The 19,169-nt window shown below is 51.4% G+C and carries 17 protein-coding genes and 2 pseudogenes; 8 read left to right on the forward strand and 11 right to left on the reverse strand.

Translation table 11 applies throughout. From position 1 onward, the window contains the following. Positions 1 to 6: 6 nt before the first annotated feature. The 5 genes and pseudogenes from IAG03_RS08810 (at position 7) to IAG03_RS08830 (ending at position 4,705) form a co-directional block, all read left to right on the forward strand. Positions 7 to 638, forward strand: a pseudogene (locus IAG03_RS08810) (class I SAM-dependent methyltransferase). 188 nt (positions 639 to 826) lie between these two features. Further along, entirely contained in the window at positions 827 to 1,732 is a 906-nt protein-coding gene (locus tag IAG03_RS08815) for an alpha/beta hydrolase (protein WP_249319756.1), read from the forward strand. 121 nt (positions 1,733 to 1,853) lie between these two features. Then, positions 1,854 to 2,072 carry a hypothetical protein gene (locus IAG03_RS08820; protein ID WP_249319757.1) on the forward strand — a complete coding sequence of 73 codons (219 nt, stop codon included), beginning with the start codon at positions 1,854 to 1,856 and terminating at the stop codon, positions 2,070 to 2,072. Positions 2,073 to 2,122: 50 nt separating this feature from the next. Further along, complete coding sequence (locus tag IAG03_RS08825; RefSeq protein WP_346726129.1) at positions 2,123 to 3,019, forward strand: ABC transporter ATP-binding protein; 897 nt, start codon at positions 2,123 to 2,125, stop codon at positions 3,017 to 3,019. Continuing rightward, positions 2,976 to 4,705: pseudogene (locus tag IAG03_RS08830) on the forward strand (ABC transporter ATP-binding protein). Before IAG03_RS08825 ends, IAG03_RS08830 begins: the two are co-directional and overlap by 44 nt. A gap of 64 nt (positions 4,706 to 4,769) precedes the next feature. Here the strand turns inward: IAG03_RS08830 and IAG03_RS08835 are convergent. The 7 genes from IAG03_RS08835 to IAG03_RS08860 form a co-directional block, all read right to left on the reverse strand. Then, entirely contained in the window at positions 4,770 to 5,111 is a 342-nt protein-coding gene (locus IAG03_RS08835) for a DUF4368 domain-containing protein (RefSeq protein ID WP_249319758.1), read from the reverse strand. A 160-nt stretch (positions 5,112 to 5,271) separates the two neighbouring features. Further along, positions 5,272 to 5,556, reverse strand: a complete 285-nt coding sequence (locus tag IAG03_RS14570; protein ID WP_430472449.1) for a recombinase zinc ribbon domain-containing protein — start codon at positions 5,554 to 5,556, stop codon at positions 5,272 to 5,274. Positions 5,557 to 5,566: 10 nt separating this feature from the next. Further along, entirely contained in the window at positions 5,567 to 6,031 is a 465-nt protein-coding gene (locus IAG03_RS08840; RefSeq protein WP_249319759.1) for a DUF3021 domain-containing protein, read from the reverse strand. A 10-nt stretch (positions 6,032 to 6,041) separates the two neighbouring features. Then, complete coding sequence (locus IAG03_RS08845; protein ID WP_249319760.1) at positions 6,042 to 6,482, reverse strand: LytTR family DNA-binding domain-containing protein; 441 nt, start codon at positions 6,480 to 6,482, stop codon at positions 6,042 to 6,044. A 178-nt stretch (positions 6,483 to 6,660) separates the two neighbouring features. After that, positions 6,661 to 6,909, reverse strand: coding sequence for a hypothetical protein (locus IAG03_RS08850; RefSeq protein ID WP_249319761.1), 249 nt, complete (start codon positions 6,907 to 6,909; stop codon positions 6,661 to 6,663). Next, a complete protein-coding gene (locus IAG03_RS08855) occupies positions 6,902 to 7,678 on the reverse strand; it encodes a ZIP family metal transporter (protein WP_249319762.1) in 777 nt (258 codons plus the stop codon). The genes IAG03_RS08850 and IAG03_RS08855 overlap by 8 nt, the downstream gene beginning before the upstream one ends. Before the next feature lie 676 nt (positions 7,679 to 8,354). Next, complete coding sequence (locus IAG03_RS08860; RefSeq protein WP_249319763.1) at positions 8,355 to 9,647, reverse strand: class II aldolase/adducin family protein; 1,293 nt, start codon at positions 9,645 to 9,647, stop codon at positions 8,355 to 8,357. Positions 9,648 to 9,862: 215 nt separating this feature from the next. Here IAG03_RS08860 and IAG03_RS08865 point away from each other — a divergent pair, with 215 nt between their 5' ends. Together IAG03_RS08865 and IAG03_RS08870 are read left to right on the forward strand one after the other, a co-directional pair. Next, a complete protein-coding gene (locus IAG03_RS08865) occupies positions 9,863 to 10,768 on the forward strand; it encodes a sugar phosphate nucleotidyltransferase (protein WP_249319764.1) in 906 nt (301 codons plus the stop codon). Between the two features lie 53 nt (positions 10,769 to 10,821). After that, the gene (locus tag IAG03_RS08870) at positions 10,822 to 11,628 is read left to right on the forward strand and encodes an alpha/beta hydrolase (protein ID WP_249319765.1); all 807 of its coding nucleotides are present in this window, start codon (positions 10,822 to 10,824) and stop codon (positions 11,626 to 11,628) included. 345 nt (positions 11,629 to 11,973) lie between these two features. Here the strand turns inward: IAG03_RS08870 and IAG03_RS08875 are convergent, their stop codons facing one another. The 4 genes from IAG03_RS08875 to IAG03_RS08890 form a co-directional block, all read right to left on the reverse strand. Further along, entirely contained in the window at positions 11,974 to 15,375 is a 3,402-nt protein-coding gene (locus IAG03_RS08875; protein WP_249319766.1) for a coiled-coil domain-containing protein, read from the reverse strand. After that, positions 15,365 to 17,467: an MMPL family transporter gene (locus IAG03_RS08880; protein WP_249319767.1), complete on the reverse strand. Its 2,103-nt coding sequence runs from the start codon at positions 17,465 to 17,467 to the stop codon at positions 15,365 to 15,367. Before IAG03_RS08880 ends, IAG03_RS08875 begins: the two co-directional genes overlap by 11 nt. A 77-nt stretch (positions 17,468 to 17,544) precedes the next feature. Further along, positions 17,545 to 17,832, reverse strand: coding sequence for a hypothetical protein (locus tag IAG03_RS08885; protein WP_249319768.1), 288 nt, complete (start codon positions 17,830 to 17,832; stop codon positions 17,545 to 17,547). 42 nt (positions 17,833 to 17,874) lie between these two features. Beyond that, positions 17,875 to 18,183 carry a hypothetical protein gene (locus IAG03_RS08890; RefSeq protein WP_249319769.1) on the reverse strand — a complete coding sequence of 103 codons (309 nt, stop codon included), beginning with the start codon at positions 18,181 to 18,183 and terminating at the stop codon, positions 17,875 to 17,877. Between the two features lie 162 nt (positions 18,184 to 18,345). Here IAG03_RS08890 and IAG03_RS08895 point away from each other — a divergent pair, with 162 nt between their 5' ends. Continuing rightward, the gene (locus IAG03_RS08895; RefSeq protein WP_249319770.1) at positions 18,346 to 18,945 is read left to right on the forward strand and encodes a TetR-like C-terminal domain-containing protein; all 600 of its coding nucleotides are present in this window, start codon (positions 18,346 to 18,348) and stop codon (positions 18,943 to 18,945) included. The last annotated feature ends 224 nt before the right edge of the window (positions 18,946 to 19,169 follow it).

Here is a 19,169-nt window from a genome sequence, read left to right on the forward strand (position 1 = left end):
GGCAAGATGTCATTCTTTGAGAACACCCGCAGGCCGGTGGGCTTGGGTGGAAAACTGATGGTGTCCATGATGAATATTGGACATCGCGCTTTAGCCGGTTGGGGAATGAACTTCCTAAATCTTTCCGCAGATGCAAAGGTGCTGGACTGCGGCTGTGGCGGTGGGGCAAATATCGAAACCCTTCTGAAAACTTGTCCGAAGGGCATTGTGAAAAGCGTTGATTACGCCGCTGTCAGCGTGGAAAAAGCAAAAAACGAAACGCAAAAGCAATCCACGACGGCCGATGTGTGGTGTGGCAGGGCAGCGTAGAAAAAATGGTCTTTGCAAAAGATTGGTTTGATGCGGTTACGGCCTTTGAGACGGTCTACTTCTGGCCCGATCTGTATCAATGTTTCCGGGAAGTTTCCCGCGTGCTGAAGCCCGGCGGCATCTTCCTGATCTGCAATGCGTGCAGCGGAGAAACCGAACAGGAGAACAAGTGGACAGAGAAAATCGACGGAATGACCATCTACCGGGATGTTCAGCTAAAAGCGTATCTGGAACAGACCGGCTTCCGTAAGAGCGAGATACAAAAAAACACGAAGGGCTGGCTTTGCGTCACGGCACAGAAGCCGCTTGAAAACGAGGACAAAACATAGACGACCGCAGATTCGGAACGCGATGCTGGAATAAAATCTCTAAAGCAGAACGCTGGAAAATATTTTTTAGAACGGAACCCGACCCGGTGATTTGTGCGCAGACCTGCAATAGAAGAAACAGCTGGCCTGTTACCCGGGACAGTGGGCGAACCGGATGAAAGAATAAGCTTCAAAAAGGAGGACGGATTATGAGTGCTTTTGCGGCGGTGCTGCGGGGCGTTTATCGGCTCGTCGGCGCCAAAAAGGCCTTTGGTTTGCCGGAGCACGAAATACGAAAGGTCATTGATAAACAGAATCGTCACCGCGGTGTTTTCACACCGACGGATCACAAGGCTTACTATGAAACGATCACAGTCAAAGATTTCCCCTGCCTGATTGTTCGGGCAAATCCCAAGCCGTCCGCGCGTGCAATCCTTTACTTTTTCGGCGGTGGTATGGTCATTGGCCCCGATCAGGGGGATCTTCCCGTGATGCGTAAGCTGATGCGGGATACCGGCTGTGATGTATGGTTTCCGTTCTATCCGCTCTGTACGGAGCACTGCATTACCGAGACTTACGACATGGTCTATGCATGCTATTGCCAAATGATCGCGACGTACGGCGGCGGAAACGTCAGTACCTGTGGGTTTTCCTCCGGCGGAGCGCTGGCTCTGGGAATTGCCGCACACAACAATGCGCATCCCGATCCATTGCCGCAGCCGCGGCATATTGTCGCCGTTTCTCCCGGAGAGGTACCGTGGAACGACGCTGAAAAGACAAGAATGCAGGCGCTGAATGCAAAGGATGTGGCCATTGACTATGCTTTTATGGTCACAGTGGAAAAATTCATGCGCCACGGAGAGAAAAATGTACCGGACTATATGATTTCCGGTTCCCGGGGGGATTTTTCCGGCACGGGGGATATCCACTTCTTTTATTCCGCGGACGAGGTGCTCTACGGCGCTCTGCCGGATTTTGAAGCGGCTTGCAAGCGTGCGGGGGTTCCCTATACCGCCTTTGCTCGGCCCAAAATGGTGCATTGCTACTGTATGCTGCCCTGTTTTAAGGAGTCCAAGGAGGACTTTGCGAAAATCACGGATATATTGAAAAAATAGAGACGGAGACGGGACATGAAGCATTTTGAATTCGCAAAAAAGCCGTGCGGATGGTCGTGCTTTGCAGCGGCTGCATGTGCGATAGCAGCACGCACCGCCATCGTCTCGAAAAGGAGCAGATATGAAAGACAACGAATTACAATTTGACCGAAGCTGTTATGTACTGTACTCCAAGTCTTGCAAAAAGCAGATCCGGGAGAAAATAGCCCTGTACTATCCGCCGGAAAGATGCGAGTCCGTCTGGACGCACGTGCAGCAGCAATATGTTGCTTTCCTTTCAGACTGGCGTACGGACCTCGGCGGTAAAAAGAATTTTCACAACGGCGCGGGCGGCAATTAGAAACGTTTGTCACGGTCATCATCCTCGCGCTCGGCATGGCAGCGCCGGTTGTGGCTGCATTTAATTTTGTGGACACGCTGGCGCAGGTCGGCACGACGGTTTCTCAGGTGGATGAAATTCTGAAAGCCGAGGAACAGGAACACGGTACACGGCGTGTCGCATTTACCGATCACAGCATCGAGGTCAAAAATATTTCATTTGGCTATCACGATGACCAGGAAATTCTGCATAATGTCAGCCTATCGATTCCGCAGAACCGCATGACGGCACTTGTCGGCTCCTCCGGTTCCGGCAAATCCACGATTGCAAAGTTTATTGCGGGCTTTTGGGATGTAAAAAACGGCACGATTACGACGGGCGGACACGATTTGAAGGAAATTCCGCTCGATGAGCTTTATGACCAGGTGGCCTTTGTTTCGCAGGACAACTACTTGTTTGACGACACCGTCCGGGAAAATATCCGCATGGGGCGAAGAGACGCAAGCGATGCCGAGGTAGAAGCAGCGGCGCACAATGCTGGCAGCTTTATCCACGACTTGGAAAATGGATTTGATACGATAGTCGGCGGAGGCGGCGCCCATCTTTCCGGCGGTGAACGGCAGCGGATTGCCATCGCCCGCGCCATGCTGAAAGACGCCCCAGTCATCATTCTGGATGCGGCGACGGCGTATATCGACCCCGCAAACGAAGCAATCATTCAAAAAGCGGCGGCAAAGCTGGTCGAAAACAAAATGGTTATTGTAATCGCCCGCCGGCTCTCCACAATTACGGGTGCGGATCGGATCGCCGTGGTGCAGAATGGTCATATCGAAGCACAGGGCAAGCATGAAGAACTGCTTGAAAGCTGCGCGCTCTACCGTGAAATGTGGCAGGCGCATATCGGACAAAGGATGGTGACGCAGAATGATCGAAGCGTTTTACAAAATTTGGCATTTTGCCGGAAATGAGACCCAGAACATCAACAAATCCGTGGCAGTGGGCTTTTTAAACGCCATACTGTAAATGTTTCAGGTAGCGGCGATTTACTTTATTGTACTCGCGCTGACAAGCGGGGAGAAAAACACAAAAACCGCATGGATCGCGCTGCTCTGCGAATTGATTGCAATTTTCGGCGGTGCCGTGAGTGCGAGCTTTTCCAAAATGCTGCAGACGCACGCCGGTTACTTTATGGCGGCGGATCGCCGGATCTCCATCGCTAACCGGCTGAAAAGCGTGCCGATGGGCTTCTTTAACGAGAACAGCCTCGGTCAGATTTCGGGTGTATGCACGACGGTTGTCGGCAGTATTGAGAGCATGGTTCCGATGGTGTTGGTAAACATTCTCGGCGGTTTGATTACGACCGCCGTGTTTGCAGCGCTGATCCTCGTTTTTGACTGGCGAATCGGGCTCATTGTTCTTGCGGGGATCGTCCTGTATCTGTGTGCGGTTTCCGCAATGGAGAAAAAGTCTGCAGCGATTGTCAATGATACGCAAAAATCGCAGACAGCGCTGATCGAAGCCGTTTTGGAAACGGTTCAGGGCATGAGCGTGATCAAATCCTTCAATCTTACGGGCAAAGGCGACAAAAAACTGCAGGATGCACTGGAATATAACCGCCGCAGCAATGTGGAGGTATCGGACATTCTGACGCCCTATACCGCTTTACAGGAAGCCGTTTTGCAGATTGCCGGAATCGGCATGATGCTTGCAGCCGTTTTGCTTTGGATTAACGGCGCAATGAGCCTTGCCAATGCGCTGATGATGCTGGTCATGTCCTTTCTGGTATTCAATCAGATTAAAGCATTCGGCATGAGCGTTTCCATGCTGCGCCTGGCGGCAGCTGCCATTGACCGCACAGCGGCCACCGAGGAGATGCCGCGCATGGACGAAAACGGAAAGGCACTGAAGCCCGAAAGCCATGAGATCGTCTTTGACCATGTGGGCTTTTCCTATGAGCGGAAGCCGATCCTGCACGATATTTCCGTGACGATTCCAGACAAAACCACCACTGCGGTCATTGATCCCTCCGGAAGCGGCAAGACGACGTTCTGCAACCTGATCGCCCGATTTTGGGATACGGACAGCGGCAGCGTAAAAATCGGCGGCTATGATGTGAAGGATTATACCCTTGCATCTCTCATGGATCAAATCAGCGTGGTGTTTCAAACTGTGTATCTGTTTGCGGACACGATTGAAAACAATATTAAATTCGGCAGACCGAATGCAACGCATGACGAAGTTGTAGCTGCGGCGAAAGCCGCCTGCTGCGATGACTTCATCGAAAGTCTGCCAGAGGGGTATCAAACTGTGATCGGAGAAGGCGGCGCGAGCCTTTCCGGCGGCGAAAAGCAGCGCATTTCCATTGCGCGCCATGCTGAAAAACGCGCCGATCGTCATTCTGGACGAGGCGACTGCCAATGTAGATCCGGAAAATGAGGACCAGCTGCAAAAAAACCATTGAAGCCTTGAAGCGCAACAAGACCATCATCATGATCGCGCACCGTCTGAAAACCGTGCGTCATGCCGATCAGATTTTGGTTATCGACCACGGCCATATTGTACAGCAAGGCAAGCACGAGCAGCTGATCGCCGAACCCGGTATTTATGCAGACTTTGTCGGCGGAAAGAAGCAGGCTGTCGGCTGGAAGCTGTAAATGGAAATCAAAAACAGGAACACCATCTCATCTGCCAAAGCCCCATAAGGATGTTTTCTCTTTTTCAAGCGGTAAATCTGTATTCCTGGGGATTTGTTTTGATTTTAGCCATAAGACTTTTGATTTCGTCCTCTATTGGAATGTCAATCAGTCCGATAGCTGTGAAGTAGATGTCCACCTTCACATAGCAGTGCCCGCTTGATTTGTCATTGTTATGAACCTCTATTCTGCGGATCAGAGAATTCACAAGGGTTGGTGTCAATTCTTCGAAAGATGTACTGCTTCGCAGAACTTTCAATAAGGTTTTCAAGTCAAGGCTCGTCTGTTCAATGCAGGCAAGTTTCTTTTCATCCTCCGCCACCTTATTGATAAGGGTGCGCTGTTCGTTCTCGTAATTGACTGACATTCTTGCATAGCGTTCGGCAGATATATATTACCAAGGACTTGATCTTCATAGATGCGCTCAATCTGCTTGTCAAGATCTTGAATACGACGCCTTCCGTTTTCAATAGTAGCCTTGTGCTTACTGATTTCTGTCCGCTTGGATACGATGTCTTTCTGCGCCATCAAGTAAAGAAAACCGGCTCATAGCACCTCACGAAGTCCGCCAAGCTGTTGATTGCTTCCAGCACGATTTTTTCAAGCACCACATTACGGATATAGTGTATCTGACAATTTCCTCTACCGCTTTTGTAGTTGGCGCACCGGTAATTCTCTTGATTTGCGTTCAGACTTTTGGCAGCACAGAAGTGGAGCTTTGAACCGCAATCTGCACAGAACACCTTGCCAGAAAAAAGACTTGTCCTATGTATGTGGTTTATTCTGTTGTTAAAACAAAGCGCAGGATGCAAAGCGGCGGGATCAATTCATATCGTTATTATCCTTAATGCCTTCGTTCATTTTTTTAATCTTCCTTTTCCACACAGAATACTGAGTTACCCAAGCAGCGAGGAAGATCGCTACGAATATACCTACATAAGACAGAATTCCACCGGTCGAATGGGGCATCCAGTTGGCAAAATAAGAGATGGGGAACATAATCACGCAAGCAATTGCAAAATAAACCCCGCTTTGCTTTGCAAGACTCCACGAATCAATTTCCCAAATAACCGAAGCCATTGCAAAGCCTGTGCCCATTATTCCGCTCAGACCGGTTTGAATGAGAACCGCATTTAATTCGCTCCCCATTTTATTCACAAGCTCTGGATTGACCGGATGGAAGAAGCCATCCCCAATACAGATTGAGATAATCACCGTAATGACATATCCGATTGCAATGCCAACAGGGAAACCAATTACTCCTCGTCCAATCAGTTTTTTCTTCATTTCTGCCACCTCACATTCCTAACAGTTGTTTGATTTTGGCGACGGATCGCCGTGAAACATAAGTAACCGTACCGTTTGAAAGCGTAATGCAAATTGTCCCGACAAAGCTCAAATCAAAGCTCTTGACCTTTCTCAGATTGATAATATCCGAGTTTGATATTCGGACAAAAGTCTTGCTGTCAAGCCGTTGTTCCGCCTCGTATAGCCTCAGGCGGAGCGCATACTCGCCGTGATTTGTCTCGGCAAACACCTTACCTGATTCAGCAAAAACACGGTAGATTTCAGACGGTTCCAGAACCTCGACCACATCCTCCCTGAATCCGGCAATGACCTGCGGCTGCTCGTCTGACAGTCTTTTTATGATTGCATTGACTTCATCGGTCATTTTGTCCGTCATCACGATGATTTTTGGCTCTTTGCATTTTTCGTCTATCTTGATTTCAATTTGCATCGGTTCACCTCCTCGCTACGGTTACAGTATAGGAAAATCAAGAACCGATTTCTACCGATTCTCGATAGGTGGTTGTTTTAAGAACATAGGTGGTATTTTTTACGGGAATCTCATACTGGTCTGTATGGGCGGCTGATAAGTATCTGCGGTACGGGGTTGCTCCCATACCGCAGACGGATCATCTTTCCGGCTCATTTTTGCGCTTTGCGCTTCTCTGAACCGGAATGGAGAGCAGCTCTCTTGTGCGCTCTCCGAGCTGCTTTTCAATGGCTGTCAGCCGTTCTTCCGGCAAATTGAGAGACGGATGGCGGGTAAACTTGAAGTCCACCATTCGCCGCAGCTGTGCTTTCTGCCTTGCACCCACTATCGCCTTATAGGGCTGTGGCTTCACGGCTGTTCCTGTTTTTTTGAATTTGAGATTATCCAAGTGCGACATCCAACATCATCATTACGCTGAAGCCGACGGCAAACCATATCGTGCCGGTATTGGAATGACTGCCCTGAGACATCTCTGGGATCAGCTCCTCCACCACAACATAGAGCATAGCCCCGGCGGCAAAACTCAGAAGATACGGAAGCGCCGGAACGATCAGCTGTGCTGCCAAAATCGTCAACACCGCCCCGACGGGTTCTACCACACCGGAGAGCAGACCGTTCCGAAAAGCTCTGCCTTTATGCATGCCCTCCGCCCGCAGCGGCATAGAAATAATCGCTCCTTCCGGAAAGTTCTGAATAGCGATTCCCAATGACAACGCCAGTGCCCCGGCCGCTGTAATCTGTGTATCGCCGGAGAGATACCCGGCGTATACCACGCCGACGGCCATGCCTTCCGGAATATTGTGGAGTGTTACGGCTAAAATCATCATGGTTGTGCGCTGAAGCCGGCTTTTTGGGCCTTCCGGCTGTCCGCTTTTTGCGTGCAGATGGGGGATCATGTGGTCAAGAGCAAGTAAGAACAGAACGCCGACCCAGAACCCGAGAGCGGCAGGGAAAAAGGCGAACTTTTCCATAGCTGCCGATCGTTCGATTGCAGGAATCAGTAAACTCCACACCGAAGCGGCTACCATGACGCCGGCGGCAAATCCGGTCAGTGCGCGCTGTACGACATCGCGAAAAGATTTTTTCATAAAGAACACGCACGCTGCCCCGAGCGAGGTGCCGAGAAATGGGATCAAAATTCCCCAAAAGGCTTCCATAAGACAGGCTCCTTTCTCTGTTTGCACGCAATGAAATTCCGAAGCCAATCCATTCCGATACTCCATCTGAAAGCGCCTCTAAAAAGGGGCGTTATGCGTTCTATAAACAGAAGTTCAGGAAACGGCTTCGGCGTGATTTCAAAATCAAAGTGTTCGTCCATGGAACGAATGGCGGCATTCGGCCGCCGCTGTAAAAGGCGTGGGGAAGACCCACATGCTCTTTATGGAGAAGCAGAGCGCTTTTTGTATTATGGGGCCGTTGGTTAGCACCATCTAACTTGCAAGGCCATTATACCAGCAACGATCCGGATTTGCAAGGATGACCGGAGACTGCAAATGGAACCAGAATTTTTGCTGCCTGTAGAAAAGTGGCGTGCAGAATAACGCTGAAGCGTACAGTTTTGGCGATTATGAGCCGGAACGGACGCAGCTTCTGCAGAAGCGAAAATTTGTTTCGAAACCGCTTCCCAAAATAGATGTGCGGGAACTTTGCCGGGAACGCAATTGCGATCTGCAGCACATTCCGTCTGCAGGCGGAATTACAAAGCCGGCTGACCGCACAGACCGCGCAAAAACCGTGAAAACAGCGATAACCGGAAGGCGTCATACCTTCCGGTTACCAGTTATCCGCAATTCTTTTCGTACATCACGAAACGTGTCCGCGACTTTTTTACGTTTAGTCTTTTAGATGGAAAGCTTCTTTCAATTCGTCAATTTCCTGGGCGGTGATATGAACGACCGGACCGAGATCGCTGGAAGCGATGATGGAGTTGGCGGTTGCTTCGGCAACTTCCAAGCGGTCAAAGGCCTGCAGAAGGGTTTCGCCGGTTACGGCGACGCAGTCGTTTTTATAGAGGATGACCGGCGTGTGGCGGTTGAATTTTTTGGCGGCGGCAGCGGGATAGGTATAGATCTCCTCGAAGGGTTCCTTCCGGACCTCCCGCAGGAAAATATAACTTTCCGGAATGGTACGCGGATCAAAATCCGCATCCGTTACTGCGAACGCCATCATATGCAGCGGGTGCGCGATCAGAATCGCACCGATCTCCGGGTTTTCCTGATAAATGGCTTCGTGGAATTTGACCGCGCGGGACGGAATTTTGCCCTGTTCTTTCATGCCGGCCTTGATACGAACGAGATCTTCTTCCTGCAAATATGCACGGTCAAAGCCAAACGGCGTAATGAGAAAAGAACCGTCCGCGAGCTTTACGGAATAGGTCCCGTGTGTCGCGTTGAACAGCCCTTGCCGGTACGAACGGTGGATAAAGGTAATCATATCCCGGCGGGCGGCGCATTCCTCGGTAGAGTGGGTTTTGGGAATGAAATCATCCATCAAAAGATGGTTGCGGGTTTGCGTGATGGCAAATTCCTCTGCCGGAATGGGATTCGGCGTGCCGATTTTATTGGCGACAATTTCGAGACTTGCACTGTATTCGAGCGTTTCAAAGGCCATGAAGGCGGCAAAGAGATCTTGGGCGCCGATGCAGACGCCGTGATTTTCGAGAAGCACGATATTGATGCCTTTTTCGAATTCGTGTGCAATATTTTCGCCCAGCTGATTGCTTCCCGGTACTGCGTAAGTGGCCATGGAAAGCTCGCCGCAGGTCTTTCGGACCGAGGAAAGCAGGTCGACGTCCGGCAGCTTGCGCGCAATGGAGAAGGCTACCAGCGCAGGCGGGTGTGCGTGCAAAACAGCACGGATGTCCGGACGGCGCTTATAAATCGAAGCGTGAAACGGAAGTTCAGACGAAGGCTTGTGAATTCCCTCGCAGGTTCCGTCCTTTTTTACACAGATGATATCCGCGCGGCTGAGCGTTCCTTTGTCAATACCGGCGGGCGTAATCCAGATATTTCCGTCATCGTCCAGAATGGACAGGTTCCCGCCGGAGGTTGTGGTCATTCCGCGCTCATAGATGCGTTGCATAATCATGACAAGCTGATCAGCCGGATGTAAATAGGCAAAGTTCATCGCGGTCCCTCCTCTTTTTAAAGGATCTTGTTCTCGTGTCTATTGTAACCTTCTGCATAAAATCTGTCAACGGCAGAATATTTTTCAAATGGATGAAGAAGAAAACTTCTGTTTCAGAAAAGATTTTTAGGAAACACGGAAGGGGGGATTGCTTTTTTTATTCAGTCGGTTATAATCAAAAGAGTCATGAAATCGCAGAAGGGCAGGAAAACGGCATGAATAAAACACTGGTAATCATGGCGGCGGGTCTGGGAAGCCGTTACGGCGGGCTCAAGCAGGTCGATGGAATGGGACCGCACGGAGAGCGGATTATGGACTATTCGATTTACGACGCGGTTCGGGCCGGATTTCATAAGGTCGTTTTTATCATTCGAAAAGAGCACGAACAAATTTTTCGGGAACAGGTCGGCGATGCGGTGTCCCAGCTGGTTCCGGTGGAATATGTGTTTCAGGAGCTTGACCGTCTTCCGGATGGATATACAGTTCCGGAAGGACGTGTGAAACCGTGGGGAACAGGACATGCGGTTCTTTGCTGTGCGGACGTTGTGCAGGAGCCGTTTGCTGTCATCAATGCGGACGACTATTACGGCCCGGAAGCGTTTCGGCTTTTGGCGGATTGGGCGGAAACGGTGGATCCGACTTCGACGGAAGAATTCTGTATGGCCGGATATATCCTGAAAAACACGCTGACGGAAAACGGATCGGTCTCGCGCGGTGTATGCCAGACCGGGCAGGACGGCCTTTTGCAGTCCGTGACCGAGCGGACGAAGATCCTGCGTCATGGAGATGCGATAGAATATGAAGAAGATGGCGTCTGGCATGCGATGGATGAAAACACGATGGTGTCCATGAACTGCTGGTGCTTTCCGCCTTCGTTTTTACAGGCAGCAGAAGTGCGGTTCCGGACTTTCCTCGATGAAAATCGCGAAACGCTCTGTAAGGCAGAATATTTCCTGCCTTCAATTGTCTGCGAGATGATTGCACAGGGGCAGTGCCGCGTTCGGGTTTTCCCGACGCAGGAAAAGTGGTTTGGCATTACCTATCACGAGGACCGTGCTGCGGTGCAAAAAGAGCTCCTTGCGCGGGTCGAAAGCGGACAGTATCCCTCTCCGCTATGGTAAATCTCAGAAATCCGGAAGCTTAGGCGGCCGCAAGGAAAAAGGAGGGCAAACGTTTGAAACAGATCGAGTTTTCTCTGGACTATGGAACCAGGGTAGTGGCGTATCTTCATGATCCGCTTGAAGGGCAGGCGCCGTCTCGGGCAGCGCGGCCTGCAGTTGTGATTTTTCCGGGAGGCGCATATGCGTTTTGTTCCGACCGGGAGGCAGATCCGGTTGCCATTCCCCTGTTCGAAAAAGGCTATCAGGTATTTGTGGCTTTTTACCCGGTTTTAGAAGAAGCGGCCAATATGCAGCCGCTGGCTTCTGCTGCGCGCACGCTGATGGAAATTCGTGCGCATGCGGCGGATTGGATGGTGGATTCCAGCAAGATCGCCGTGTGCGGATTTTCAGCGGGCGGTCATCTTGCGGCGAGCATTGCGACCTTGTGGGGAAATCCGAAGCTTCAGAAAATGTGCGGAATAACGGGCAGACAGGCCCGTCCGGATGCAGCAATTTTATGCTATCCGGTGATTACGGCCGGGCCGGAAGGGCACCGGGAGTCGATCCGTAATGTCTCTGGTGCAGAAGAAGGCGATCCGCGGCAGGCGTTCTGGTCGCTGGAAACGCAAGTGACGCCGGAAACGCCGCCAGTGTTTTTGTGGCATACTTTTGATGACGAAACCGTCCCGGTGGAAAACACCCTGCTGTTTGCGTCAGCGCTCCGGAAAAACGGCGTTCCGTTTGAGTGCCATATTTATCCGCACGGTGTGCATGGCATGTCGGTTTGCACCAAAGAGGTCAACGCAGAAGATCCGCATGTCCGCTCTTGGGTTTCTCTTTGCCTGGAGTGGCTTGAAATCCAGTTCGGTTTTGCGTATTGAGCGGCCGCCTGCGAAATCCGTGCGGACCGTGCGAAACTCTTAAATCACTGCCGGGAAAACCCGGCAACAGAAACAGCATCCGGATGGAATCAAACCATGCGGATGCTGTTTTTTAACGGTTCAGTTTGAAGGGCAGATGTCTCCAATTGCTGCCGGATTCATAAACGTTTTTGTCCAATTGAAGTGCAAAAAGCGGGAAGAATCTCCGGCAGACCGAATCAAGAAGCCGGTTTGCGCAGATCGCGTTTCCGATTATCCAGAAGCGAGGCACTTGGAAAATTTGCAGTGGAGCCTGCCCTTTGCAGAAAAGCCTGCACAGGGATCGCACATCAAGGAAATACGTTTTTAACCGTGTTTCCGTTTGGTTGTGCGATTCTTTCTGCGCCGTATTCCAATAAAAAACAAGATGCCGAGGATTGCGACGCCGCCTGCAAGGGCAACCCAGACCCACCGCATAGCGGAAGATACGGAGATCACAGTAAACTGGTCGCTGTTTTCCAGCTCAAAGCAGAGATAGCTTCCAATGACATTGCTCGAAACTTTTGTCCACGCATCTTCTCCGCCGGTATAAACCGCAAATTTCCCATCGTTTGGAAGCCTCCAGCGTACGGTGTGCGATTTTTGACCGTCCTCTGGAATTCGAAGCTTCCAGGTTTCCAGAGCGGTTTCGGAAAAGGATGCCGGCGCCGGTTCCAAACTAGCCTGCAGTTTGTCATCCGCAGAAAAGGTTCCTTCCACAAGCAGGGAAGCGTGCCCATCCTGTGTGGACGCGGAAGCAAGGGTTGTGACATAAGGTTCATAAGTTGCCGTTACGACCGTATCAAAATGCAGCTGCGTCAGATTCGTTCGATCCCAACGGACAAAACATCCATCTTTTTCGGGCGGTGCGGGATAACAGTCAGCTGAAAAGGAATCCCCATATTGGAACTCCTGTTCTTTCAAAGTTTTGCCGTCCGCCACAAAGCTTAGCGTCAGCGTTCGAAACTCCTTTGAAATGCCTTTTTTCTTGCAGAGCGCCGAATAGGAAATCGGCTCCGCCTGGCCGGAAAGGCTAACCCGGTCAATACCGGCCAAATCATCGGAAACAAACTGGTTTTTGCTGCATTCCCCGGTGATTTCACCCGCTACCGCGCCGCCAAACTGGGTGCAGTCTGCGATGGCAACCATGGATAAACAGTCGGAAACGCGGTTGCCGGATCCTGCGATCCCGCCGACATATTTTCCGCCGGAAAGCGTACATTTTGCGTCGCTGTCCCGGATCGAGGAGAGCGACAGCCCGGCCACGCCGCCCACATAGTCTCCGCTTTCACTGGAAGTGTCGCCCCATCCGCCGCACCCGGAAATGGTGCCCAGATCCATCCGGCCGGCAATTCCGCCCGCACAGCTTTTTTTAGCGGTAACCGAACCGTAGTTCTTGCAGTCGAGCAGGATGGCTTTGGTTTGGTATGTGAAATGCAGAGAACGGTTGTCAGAGGAAAGCAGATCGTCCTCCGGATCAAGATCATATTCAATCGCCATGGAACCCGCAATTTCGCCGACGTTGCGGTCGGCGCAGACTTCTCCGTAATTGATGCACTCCAGCGCCTTGCCGCGCGTTGCGCTTTGCAGGCTTTTTTCAGAAACGTCCTCAAAAAGATCAGTGTAATCCAGATCCTGCGTACCGTTGAGCAGATTGAGGAAAAGGTTCATAACCTTCATGAACTGATTGTTGATGGCGCGGATATCGGAAAGAAGAGACGCATTTGCACTGCTGAGTTCCTGATTCAGCGCCGAAAGTTCATTGCCGATTCCGCCGAGCGACGAATTCAGCGCGCTTGAAGCGGCGTCAAAATCAGAGCTTAGCGGGGAGAAGGAAATCGGCTCCTCTTTTGAAAGCGAACTTGCCCACTGCGCAATGCCGGAGAATGCATCCGCCAGGGCAGCGGATGCTTGCTGTACCGGAGCCAGCACCGCGTCCAGGTCCGCCAGGATCGGTTCCAGTTCAAACGCCAGAGAACGCATGGTTTGCAGCACTTCTCCGAGATGTTCCATCGCGTTTCCAAAGTGCGAAACGCCGGAAGCAAAGGCCTGCATGGCGGCGGATAATTCGGTTGCAACCTGCCGAATCGTTTCCAGATTTTCATCCCGCAACGCGCCCCGATCGGTGTTGACAATCAAGTCTGCAGCGTCGCGCAGCACAGCGACATATCCGTCAAGCACGGCTGCCACAGCTGTCCGAATCTGCGCCCTGGTTTCCGGCGTTAGGGTGCCGCCGGCTTCAAGCTCCTCCAGCGCTCTGCTGACAGCAGTTTCCAATGTGTCTGCTGCCTCCCGCAAAGCGGCAAGATCGTTCCGGAGCGGTTGGGTGTCCGGTTTGGCGTGACCCTTTTTCAGCAGAGAAAAGGCGTTTTCCAGACGGTCCATCGCGGTTTCCAGCGCATCGCAGGTGGCTTTGATCTCCGTGCAGAAGTCCTGAAGCTGGGAGAGAAGCTGGTCGCTATCCTCCGCAAGGTCGTCCATTTGCGCCCAAAGTTCCCGGAACGCCCGAACAGCTTCCGCTGCGTTTTCGGATGCCGCCGACAAGTCCTCCATAATCGGTGCAGATTGATCGAGATACCGTTCCGCCAGAAGCAGCGTATCGTTGACAGCGGACAGGTTGTCATTCACAAAACTTTCCGCTTGCTCTGTGATGGCAAACGCACTTTCCCGGGCGCTTCCGGCATAATCGGAGATGTTGGAAATTCGATCCGTAATCCCGTCGGAAGCAGATTGTGTGTCGTCCAGCGTGCGGTCAATGCGTGTCTGCAGTTCGTCGAGTCCGTCTGAAGAAAATTGCAGCGTAACGTCCGGCGCCATCTGGCCGATGATTCCGCCGACATCCTTGCGGCCCTGGACAAATCCGCGATTGACGCAGCTTGCCAGATATCCGTTTTGACGGCCTGCAATACCGCCGACATTGTAACCGACGTGCGGATAGCCGACAGCGCCGGTGTTGGTGCAGCTTTGCACAATGCCCGTGGAATAGCCCGCAATGCCGCCGGTGTCTGTTGTGACAGCGGTTTCGGTGGCTTCCTCTTTTTTGAGAATGCTGTAAAGCGTATTTTCCGGATTTCCCAGTTCGGCGGCGCTGATGTCCTCTTCCGTGACCGTTGTATTTACAGAAGCCGCGCTGGTGCAGCGCAGAATGGTGCCTGCGTTTTCCCCGACGATGCCGCCGGTGAACTGCGTGCCGCGCATAATTCCCGAAACCGTGCAGTTTGTGATGCTGCCGCCAGTTTCGTTGCGGCCGGCGATGTCGCCGACGTCGTCGCTTCCGAGGACAACACCGGAGAAATTACAGCTTTCAAGTGTTCCGCTGTTTTCTCCGACAATACCGCCGACCGAGCGTTGGGTTCCGGCGGGTTGGATTTTCCCCTCTACAGAGAGATTTTTTACTACTGCACCGGCTTCTATCCGGCTGAACAGTCCGGAAGGAGAATTGCTTTGTGTCAGTTGCAGGCCGGTGATGCAGTGTCCTTGCCCGTCAAAAGTGCCGAGAAAAATTGGAATGGATAGTTCAGCGCCTGCGGCGTCGAGATCCGCAGTTAAAACGACGGATAGTCCCTTGGAATAGGCATCGGAAGAACAGCGTTTCGCAAAATCGGCGAGTTCCTCCAATGTTCCGATGGAGACCCGGTTTTCCGCTGCCAATACGGTGGGGGAGACTGGCAGGAGCAGGAGCAGCGTCAACAGGACAGAGATAAGCCGAATGGTCACGTTATGCTTCATCGCCAGTTCCCTCCTTTTGTGAATTTTCAAAAGCCTCATCTTCTCTAATTTTGCCGGAGATTAAGCTCAGATCGACATCGCCCTCTACGCTTGCCCGCATCATGCCGCTGACTGTACCGTGAATTTCGCCGCTGACCATGCCGTCCACGTATACGCGTCCGCTGGCTTCTTTTTTACGGATCACATGCGGAACCGCAAAGGAGGTTTTGTCGACAATTTTGCTGCCGATCAGCAGAATCTGCGGAAGGACAAAGAGCACCAGGAACATGGAAATAATGGTGCCGCGTCCGAGACTTTGCCCGATGCCGGCGATGGCTGCTTCGGAGGTCATTTGTCCAATGAGCGTTCCGGCTACGGCGAGAATGGCGCCGGAGGTCAGGACGGTCGGAAATGCGAAATTCAGCGTTTCGGTGATCGATGTTTTATGATCCATTTTGCCTTTGAGCTCCTGATAACGGCTGGCGATGACGATGGCATAGTCGATGTTTGCGCCCATCTGAATCGAGCTGACCACCAGATAACTCATGAAGAAAAGCCCGGTTCCGGTGAAGAACGGAATAGAGAAATTGATCCAGATACTGCCCTGAATGACCAGAATGAGCAGAAGCGGCATCCCGGCGGATTTAAACGTAAACAGCAGGACAACCAGGACAATGAGCAGCGACACAATACTGACAACGGTATTGTCACGCGCGAACGATTTTTGAAAATCGTACTCATTGGTGGAGTCCCCGGCAATATAAACGTTGCCGTCAGGATAATAACACGCAGCCGTTTCGTGGAGCGTATCGATAAAGTGATAGGTTTCCTCTCCGCTTTTCGGAAGCGTTAAGTACAGCAGCATCCGGCTGTATTTATTTCCCTGCAGCTGGGCTTTGGCGCTTTCAATCTGGCTTTTGGCGTCTGTGAGCGTTCGGGTTTGTTCTTCGCTTAACGATACAATTCCGGCGTCTACCTGATCGCAGACAAACAGGAACATATCCATCAGAGGGACTTTATAAGACGCAATGTTGCCGGCAAGCTTGCCGTAATCTCCCTGTTCTGTGGCGTAGGCTGCATAGAGAATGCAGGCCATCTCATAATCCAGATCGGCAATCTCTGAAAATTGCCGCGGCGTCAGCTTATCGGCCAGCATATAGCCGTCCATGGCCTCCACATTGGAAAGTCCCATGGAGTGGTCAATTTCGTCGAAGCCGGCCAGCTCCTGCAGCAGCTTGGCTTCTTTTTCGTAATCTCCTGCGGGCACCACCAGCGCCAACATGTTCGAGGAGGGAAACGTATCGTCAATTTGCTGCTTTGCAATTTGCGTTTCATTGAGTTTTGGCGTGTGCAAAGAGCTGTATCCGTAGGCATAGGGGCATTTCCCGGAGAAATAGATGCCAAACACTAAAAGCGCGGCAAAAATAACCGGAACAAAGAAGCGGGTTGCATAATCCCACTTTCCGATAAAAGAGATTTTGGGAATGAAATTTTTGTGCCGCGTTTTTTCAATCAGTGGCCCAAACAGAACCAAAAGCCCCGGCATAACAATAAAGACGGATAAGAGGGCGTACAAAATGGCTTTAATCAGACAGATGCCCATATCCGGCCCGATTTTGAACTGCATAAACAGCATCGCTGCAAGACCGCCGACGGTCGTCAGGGAACTGGCGCTGATTTCGGGAATGGCCTTGCTCAGTGCGGTGATGGCAGCATCGCGAACCGGCAGGGTTTCCCGCTCTTCCTTAAAATGATTGCAGAGAATTACAGCGTAATCGAGCGATAGCGCCAGCTGCAGAATACTGGTAACGGAGTTGGAAACAAAGGAGATTTTTCCCAGGAGAAAGTTACTGCCCTGGTTGAGAATCATAGCCGTGACGAAGGTCAAAAGCAGAACCGGCACTTCACCATAGGTCTGGGAGGTCAGAATCAATACCACGATGACAATAATGGCGACGTATACCATGATGACGCTGACCTCTGAAGCAATGGTATCCTGCAGGGTGTTGCCGAGGTCCGTCGAGATAAACAGATCTTCTTCCCCGAATAAGGATTTTATCGCTTCCAGCGATTCCAGGCAGCTGTCGTCGGTCTCATCATAGTCGAATGTCACGGAGAAGAGTGCAGAAGAGCGGCTGTAGTGGCTGGAGGTTTCATCAAAGGCAACACTCTGGACGCCTTTGACTTCTGTCAGCTTTTTTTGAGCGCTTCGGCTTCCTCATAGGTGATGTTTGCGACCATGACTTCCGCAGTGCCATAAGTGATAAATTGATCTTCCATTACGCTTAGCGCCTGTTTGGTGTCGGAAGAGTCGGGAAGGTAATAGGTCAAATCGTTTTCTACTTCGACCCAATTTCGCGAAAGCCCTGAAAAAATCAGTAAAATAACGGTCAACAGGAAAAAAAGATTTCGTTTATCCACAATAAACGTGGCGAGCTTCACCATAAAGCTGTTTTTGGCAGCGGTTTTTTGCGGCATGGGAGATCCTCCTTCCAGTGATTTGATGCGCTGTTTTTTCTGCTACTCCAGTGAAAGCGGTTCAGTGGATTTTTTCCCGCTTATTTTCATCACGCTGCGTTCCGAGGAAACGGTGCCATAGAGACTGTCTCCGCAAAGCGTCAAAACAGTATGGCAGTTTAAAACACTGACCGCTGTGCGCAGATCATGAGAAAAGGAGAGGCGCTGTCCATCTTTTTGTCCGCTGATCGGATTATCTATTCCCATAAGAGAGAAAATCCCTGTAATTTGGCCGGCGGCGTTCTCCTGCCAGACGAGGGTTCCGTAGCGCTGGCCAAGCTGGCTCTCCAAAATAATTTCGTATTGCTGCACCGTGCTTTGACCTCCTTTTTCAGACTATCGTCAGTTTATCGTATTGTATTTCAAAAAACAAGAGTCAAAGGAACAATGAATGTCACACGGAAGCGGATACGAAAACTGTATGCTGAAAAAATCCGGCTTCTGTGGTACAATCAACTTGTAGGGGGATTCCCGATGGAAAAACGAATCCATGCAGCGGCCGACCAAACGAAACAGGCGCTTGCTGCGGCTCTGAAGAAATGGATGGCGCAAAAGCCGATGGATAAGATTACCATCCACGACCTCACGGAATGCTGCGGCATCCGGCGTCAAAATTTTTATTGCCATTTTGCGGATATTTACGACCTGATGCGCTGGATGTTCCAAGAAGAGGCCGTATCCACATTGCGCCAGCATGAGGGCACGCTGCTGTGGCAGGAAGGACTTCTGCAGCTTTTTCGGTATCTTGAGGAAAACCGGGCGGTCTGCCTTTGCGCGCTGAAATCCGTGGGCCGCGATGATCTCAAACGGTTTTTTGAGGCGGATATCCATGCCATCATTCACCGGACTGTGGAACAGATCAGCGAAGCTGTCGGCATTGCCCGCGCCGGCGTTACAGCGGAAGATATCGCTTTGATGACGCATGTCTATGTAGTGGCTTTTGCCGGCGTTCTGGAAAGCTGGCTTTTAGGCGAGATCGAACGCACGCCGGAAGAACTGATTGTTTTTGCGGATTGCTTTTTGCAGGATCATATCCGTGGCGCCAAAATTCGGATGCAGTATTTGGGCGTGTGATGCCGGCGGATACCAAAATCCCTCCTGTTTTGCAGCGTCGTTTTTTCGGGTGCGTTTGACGCATAAATTCAAAAAACAGCTTGAGAGAATCATGCCTTTCTGTTATAATTAGATGTTGCATAGGGCCGTTTCGCCGTCGCGTGATACCGGGAAACCAGAGGTCTTTTGTACGAATCAGAAAATCAGCGGCCGCTTCCTGAGAAAGCGGCACAGAACCCCCCAAT

It is taken from the genome of Yeguia hominis (assembly GCF_014384705.1).
Lineage (GTDB): Bacteria > Bacillota > Clostridia > Oscillospirales > Acutalibacteraceae > Yeguia > Yeguia hominis.